This window comes from Pseudomonas edaphica (genome assembly GCF_005863185.1).
GTDB lineage: Bacteria > Pseudomonadota > Gammaproteobacteria > Pseudomonadales > Pseudomonadaceae > Aquipseudomonas > Aquipseudomonas edaphica.
In genome coordinates, this window is record NZ_VBVZ01000421.1 from 1 (window position 1) to 5,465 (window position 5,465).

The 5,465-nt window shown below is 60.9% G+C and carries 5 protein-coding genes; all 5 read right to left on the minus strand.

What is annotated here, in order from left to right; translation table 11 throughout:
* Nucleotides 1-455: HAD family acid phosphatase (locus FEM54_RS23065; RefSeq protein ID WP_276614740.1), on the minus strand; the 455-nt coding region annotated here is incomplete at its 3' end.
* Between the two features lie 602 nt (nt 456-1,057).
* Complete coding sequence (locus FEM54_RS23075; RefSeq protein ID WP_138453225.1) at nt 1,058-3,568, minus strand: fimbria/pilus outer membrane usher protein; 2,511 nt, start codon at nt 3,566-3,568, stop codon at nt 1,058-1,060.
* 85 nt (nt 3,569-3,653) lie between these two features.
* Nucleotides 3,654-4,394 carry a fimbrial biogenesis chaperone gene (locus FEM54_RS23080; RefSeq protein WP_017139591.1) on the minus strand — a complete coding sequence of 247 codons (741 nt, stop codon included), beginning with the start codon at nt 4,392-4,394 and terminating at the stop codon, nt 3,654-3,656.
* A 75-nt stretch (nt 4,395-4,469) separates the two neighbouring features.
* Nucleotides 4,470-5,072 carry a fimbrial protein gene (locus tag FEM54_RS23085; protein ID WP_017139590.1) on the minus strand — a complete coding sequence of 201 codons (603 nt, stop codon included), beginning with the start codon at nt 5,070-5,072 and terminating at the stop codon, nt 4,470-4,472.
* 194 nt (nt 5,073-5,266) lie between these two features.
* On the minus strand, nt 5,267-5,465 hold a 199-nt coding region (locus FEM54_RS23090; protein WP_240792788.1), incomplete at its 5' end, for a LuxR C-terminal-related transcriptional regulator.

Sequence of the window (5,465 nt, forward strand, 5' to 3'; positions counted from 1 at the left end):
ACCTGGCTGTGTTCGCGGTTGGTGAGGTAGTAAACCTTGATGCCTTTTTGCTCGGCGGCGTGCAGGAAAGCCACTGCGCCCGGCAATGCCTGGGCCTTGGCCTGGTCGACCCAGGTGTTCCAGCGATCGTAGGAATAGATTTGATTATTGATGATATCGCGCGCGTTCAGCGGCACGTTGTCCAGCAGGGTTTCGTCGATATCCACCACCACCGCTGGAGGCAAGCCGTTCAGATTGCGGGGTGGAAAGGGCAGGGCATCCCAGGTCGGGTCGGCCAGGGCCACGTCGAGTTGGCGGGTGGCGTTGGCGAACAGCTGGCGGTAGATCAACTCGTGTTCGATGGAGGTCTGGGTCCAGAGCACGGCGTCGAGTTGGTCGTTGGCCGGCGGGGTCTGCTGGCAGCCGGTCAGGGCGGTGGTCAGCAGGCAGACACTGGCGAAAATCAGGTGGCGCATGGGATGCCTCGGCGGTGGACGCGTGTGGGCAGCACCTTAGCCTAATCAGGCTATACATCAATCCCGAATGTTTTTTTTGGGGGGGGTAGGTGTACATATCCGTTGCTGCGGTAACGGCGGCCTATGGTTCCGCCCTTACGGCGGCTCACTTTTGCAAGGACCGGAATGCCGGCCCAGTCAAAAGTAAGCAAAAGGTCCTCGCCCCAACACTCGGTGCCTCGCTATGGCTCGGCATGCCCGCAATCCGCCAGTGATTTGGGGGGCCGCCGCCACGCGCCATCCATGGCGCGGGGCGGCTAAACCGGCGTCCCTGCCGGTTTACCCCCCAAATCACTGTCAGATTCCGGCCATCGTGTTTGACGGGGCGATTTCAGATCAAGATCAAAAGCGCAGATCAAAAGACCGCTGACTTCGTCATCGAAAAGGATGTAAAGGCCGGAGCAACAGCAACAGCAACAACAACAGCAACAACAGAGCCATACTCGGTCAAAGGTGGGAGCTGGCTTGCCTGCGATGGCATCAACTCGGTTTACCTGATACACCGAGGTGTTTGCATCGCAGGCAAGCCAGCTCCCACAGAAAAGCAGACGAGCCACCACCCCTCAAGGCCCACACACCAACGCCTGCCGCTCATAGTTCAACGCCTTGTTCTGCGGCGGTAGCGCATAGCTTGCACTGCAGCGCTGCTCGCCCCACTTGATGATCAGCGTGCCCTGATCCTGCTCCACCAACGCCAGCGCATTCCCATTCGGGTCCGCAATCGCCAGTTGCTTACCCGCCGAGTCTTCCAGCGAAGCCCCGAACGACAATGGCTTGTGCTGCGCATCAAACAGCTCGAACAACACCCGTCGCCCGGTGGTGCCGCTGTAACGCGCAACTACAATAGCGCCACGGCGCGGCACCAGTTGCTGGGTGGCGTTGGTGATTTCCACATCGCCGCCCAGGTCGCGGGTGTCCAGGCTGATCCAGTTCACCCGGTAAGGTTGCGCCGTGGGGATCACCGCATAGCCGTTGTAGCCGGTCTCGACGCCGCTGTAGCTGCCGATTTTAGCCCCCGAGATACCCGGCACTTCAGCCAGGGCGAAGGTTTCGCTGACGGTCTGCCCCAGGTTGACGCCACCTGCGTGCGCCACCACGGAGCCGGCGAGGTTGAGGTTCTGCGAGTTGTAGCCCTGACCCTGGCTGTAACCCAGGCTCACATCCGCCATAGAGGTGCGGCTGTTGATATTCACCGAGCCGGAGTCGCCGCTGGTATCGCTATGGCCCGCCTGCACCGAATAGAAGGTGTCACTGGTATCGGCGACGTAACCGTTGATACCCGCTTGCGTGGTGGTGTCGCCGCGCTGATGGCTGGTAGTGACAAAGGCTCGCGGCGCACGGGCCTGGCTGCCCAGTGGGAATGAGACGGACAGGTTCACTTGGGTGTCGCTGCTGGGCTCACCATAGGTGACGATCTGCTGGGTGCGCGTCACGCCAAGGTTGTAGCTCAGGTCGCCCCAATTGCCGGTGTAGCCGGCGGACAAACTGCGCGAGCCGCCACGGTTCCAATAGCGCTGGTCACTGGCGTTGACGTACAGGCTGCCAAACTCGCTGTTACGTCCCAGGCTCTGGTTGATGGTCAGGTCGGTACGGGTTTTTGAATGGCCGGTGCGCACGCGCACGTCTTCGCTGTTGTCTTCCACGTGGTCGGTGAGGGTGCGGTAGCCCTCGGTGGAGTAACGGTAGGCGGCCAGGGTGAAGTTGGTGTCGGTGCCGGCAAAGGTCTTCGCGTACAACGCCCGCACGCTGCTGCCCTGGTGGGTTTGCCCGCGCGCCTTGCTGGACGAGTGCGTGGTATCCAGGGAGAAGGCGCCGAACGCAGTGTTCCTGCCAGCGCCGATCGACAGCGCGCTGTAGTCCTCGCTGGCTTGCAGGCCGACGATGCCGCTGAGGTTGCTGGTCAAGCCATATGCCAGCGTGCCGCTGAGAAAGCGTGGGCTCCCCAGGCCGTCGGCATTGCTCTTGAACGTGCCCGCCGAGAGGCTGTACTTGACCTGACCTTCACGCACCATGATCGGCAAACTGGAAAACGCCTGCATCGTCACTCGCCGGCTGCCGTCGGCTTCGATCACGGTGATTTGCAAGTCGCCGTTGGAGCCGCTGGGGTAGATGTCGTTGATCTCGAACGGGCCGGGCGCGACGTTGGCGGTGTAGAGGATGTAGTCGTTCTGGCGGATCTCTACGGTCGCGTTGGTCTGCGCCACGCCACGAATCACCGGCGCGTAGCCGCGCTCGCTGTCGGCACGCATGCCGTCGTCGGAGGCCAGTTTGAGGCCGCGATAGCGCACACTGTCGAACAGGTCGGTGTCGGAGAAAATCTCACCGGCGCTGAACTGGCCCTTGATCGCGGTCACGTCGTGCTGCACGTAGGTGCGGTTGCTGGTGAAGGTGTTCGAGCGGTCGGTGCCGCTGCTCATGTTCGATTCGTTGCGCAGGCGCCAGGCGCCCAGGTTGATGCCGTTGCGCAGCCCGAGGTTATTGGCGATGCGGGTTTTATAGTCGCCGGCGGTGCGGCTGCTGTTGAGCTGGTAGTTGATGAACGCGGCCGGCACGCCGTCGTCCCACAGCTGCGGGTCGACATACCCGCGCAAGCCGCGCTGCATGGCCACTTGCGGAATACTTGCCAACAGGCGCAGGCGGCTGCTGTCGTAACGCACGCTGGCGTCTTCGATCATGTCCGCGAGGGCATAACACTCTTGCGGTTGTTGCGGGTCGAGTTTGCCTTCGGCCTGCAATCGGCCCATGTCGACGCCCAATTGCTTGAGCAGGTCGAGGGTCAGGCAGGCTTCGACCCGGCCGTTGTTCGGGTTGCGCTTGAAGTCGATATCACGCCGGCCCACCAGCACTTCGTTGCTGTACAGGTCGACCCGGTAATTGCCCGGCAGCACGCTGTTGGCTGAGAGTAGTTGCTGCAAATCGACTGGCGACTGCGAGCCCTGCAGGAACGTGGTGTTGAAGCTTTGCGCTGCGTCATCGGCCACCGCCCAGGTCGGCAGGCTGGCAGCCATCGCGAGCGACAGCGTCTTCAACTTCAGTACGCCACGTGCGGGCCTGTTGCTGGAAAGAAAAGACATGCGAAGACCTATGACATCCCTGATTGACGGACAGCCGGGCACGCAAACACGCACGCGAAGTGAGCCTGTGGGTTAGAGAAGCTACTTAGGGTTTGAGGCGCGATTCAGTCGCGTGCGCAGGTAGCGCAGCGCCGCTCGACAGGGGCGCGCTGTAGTGGTTCTGCGCGCCATAGTCATTGATGCTGGAAAACGACAGTTGCACCGGGCCGTTGGCGATGGCTGCTGCGATCGGGAACTGTTTTTGCTCGCCAGGCGCAATCATGGTGGAGTCGCTGGCCAGCACCGACTGTACTTTGATGTCGGCCATGGACACGTGATACAGCGTCGGGTTTTTCACCTGCAGCAGGGTCTGGCCGCCGTGTTTGGCCAGTGTCCATTCAAGTTGCGCAGGCGCTTGCAGCGCGCTGCCGGTAAGGCCGGCAGGGCGGTAAAAAATCTTGATGCGCTGGCGGATGGCCAACTGCAAGGTGTTCTCGGCGGCGCTGGCCTTGGGGATTTCCTGCACGTTGAGCCACACCACCGACTCGCGGTCCGTGGGCATGCCTTTGCCTTCGTACAGAATGCGCAGCAATTGTTGTTCCTTGGCGAATACCCGCGCCAATGGCGGGGTGACGGCAAACGGCGCGCGGCTGGCGCTGGCATCGTTCATGTCGACCCAGGATTGAATCAACACATCCTGGTTGCCGTTGCGCACGGTGATATTGGCTTCCTTGTGGTCGCCATCAAACACGATGCGGGTGGCATTCAACGAAATGCTGGCGGCGGCCTGGGCAGCCATAAGCAAGCCCAGTAGCCCCAAGCATGCGGCGATAGAACGAGGCGGCATGAGGGTTATCCGGTGTAATCAAAAGACAATGGCGAGGCCGCAGGGCCTCGCGCGTTCGGTGCCTGGGGCGCCGAGTTATTCGTATTGCAGGATGAACGGCAGGGTGGCATCACCGCGACCGGCGGTGGACGAACCGGCGGCTGCGGTGGTGACGTAGGCGGCCGCGAAGCTCAGGGTGGCGTCGCCGCCAGTAGTGCCGGCGCCGTGCATGGTGCTTTCGATGCGCGCGGTGCTGGAAGAGCTGAGGTCGATCAGGCTGCCTTTGCTGTCGAGCAGGGCGATACCGACGTTTTGTGCAGTGGCCGAACCCGGGTTCAGGGCCAGGACTTTTTTGCCGGTGACCAGGCCCGAACCGCCGTTGTTGGCGTCAAAGATCATCGCGACTTTGGTGCCCTGGTTGCAGTTGACGTTCAGGTTGAAGTCTTTGGCGGTGACACGGCCTGCGGTTGGGTTTTCGGCGGTGCCCATGTCCTTGATCGACACGTTGCCCATGTCCACCGAAATGGTGCGGTCGGAGTTGGCGCCGTCGACCGAGCAGGCATCGTTGTTGATCACGCCGGTGAAGGTGATTTTACCGCTGCCGCCCAGGGTCGGCGTCGGTGCCGGGTCGACGGCAAATGCACTGCCGGAAGCGGCGATAATGGCCGAGGCGATAACTGCCAGGGAAAACTTCTTCATGATGATGTCCGTTAGTGTTAGTTGGAAAATGCTGTTGTTGAACTGCGAGAGGAGAATAAGCGGCGAGGGCAAGCGAGCGAATAAGACGATTCTTATAAGTCAGGGAACGGACGGTTTAGAGCGGTGCAAGGGCGTGTGAATACTCAGCAAATAAAGGGCGAAGCCATTGTTTTAAATGGCTTGCTAGTTGTGGGTTAGTTGAAAATGTTACGTGCCAGGCAATAAGCGAGCAGGTCCTGGTCACTGCTCACTTCAAGTTTGCGCATGGCCGAGATCTTTTGCGCGCTGATGGTCTTTGAACTGCGGTTCTGGCTGCGCGCAATATCACTGACGCTCATGCCGGAAATAAATAAGCGCAGGATCTCGAACTCTTTGGGCGACAAACTGGTAAAG

Coding starts and splice junctions, on each gene's coding strand:
- FEM54_RS23075 (WP_138453225.1), bottom strand. CDS start 3,568: ATGTCTTTTCTTTCCAGCAACAGGCCCGCACGTGGCGTACTGAAGTTG.
- FEM54_RS23080 (WP_017139591.1), bottom strand. CDS start 4,394: ATGCCGCCTCGTTCTATCGCCGCATGCTTGGGGCTACTGGGCTTGCTT.
- FEM54_RS23085 (WP_017139590.1), bottom strand. CDS start 5,072: ATGAAGAAGTTTTCCCTGGCAGTTATCGCCTCGGCCATTATCGCCGCT.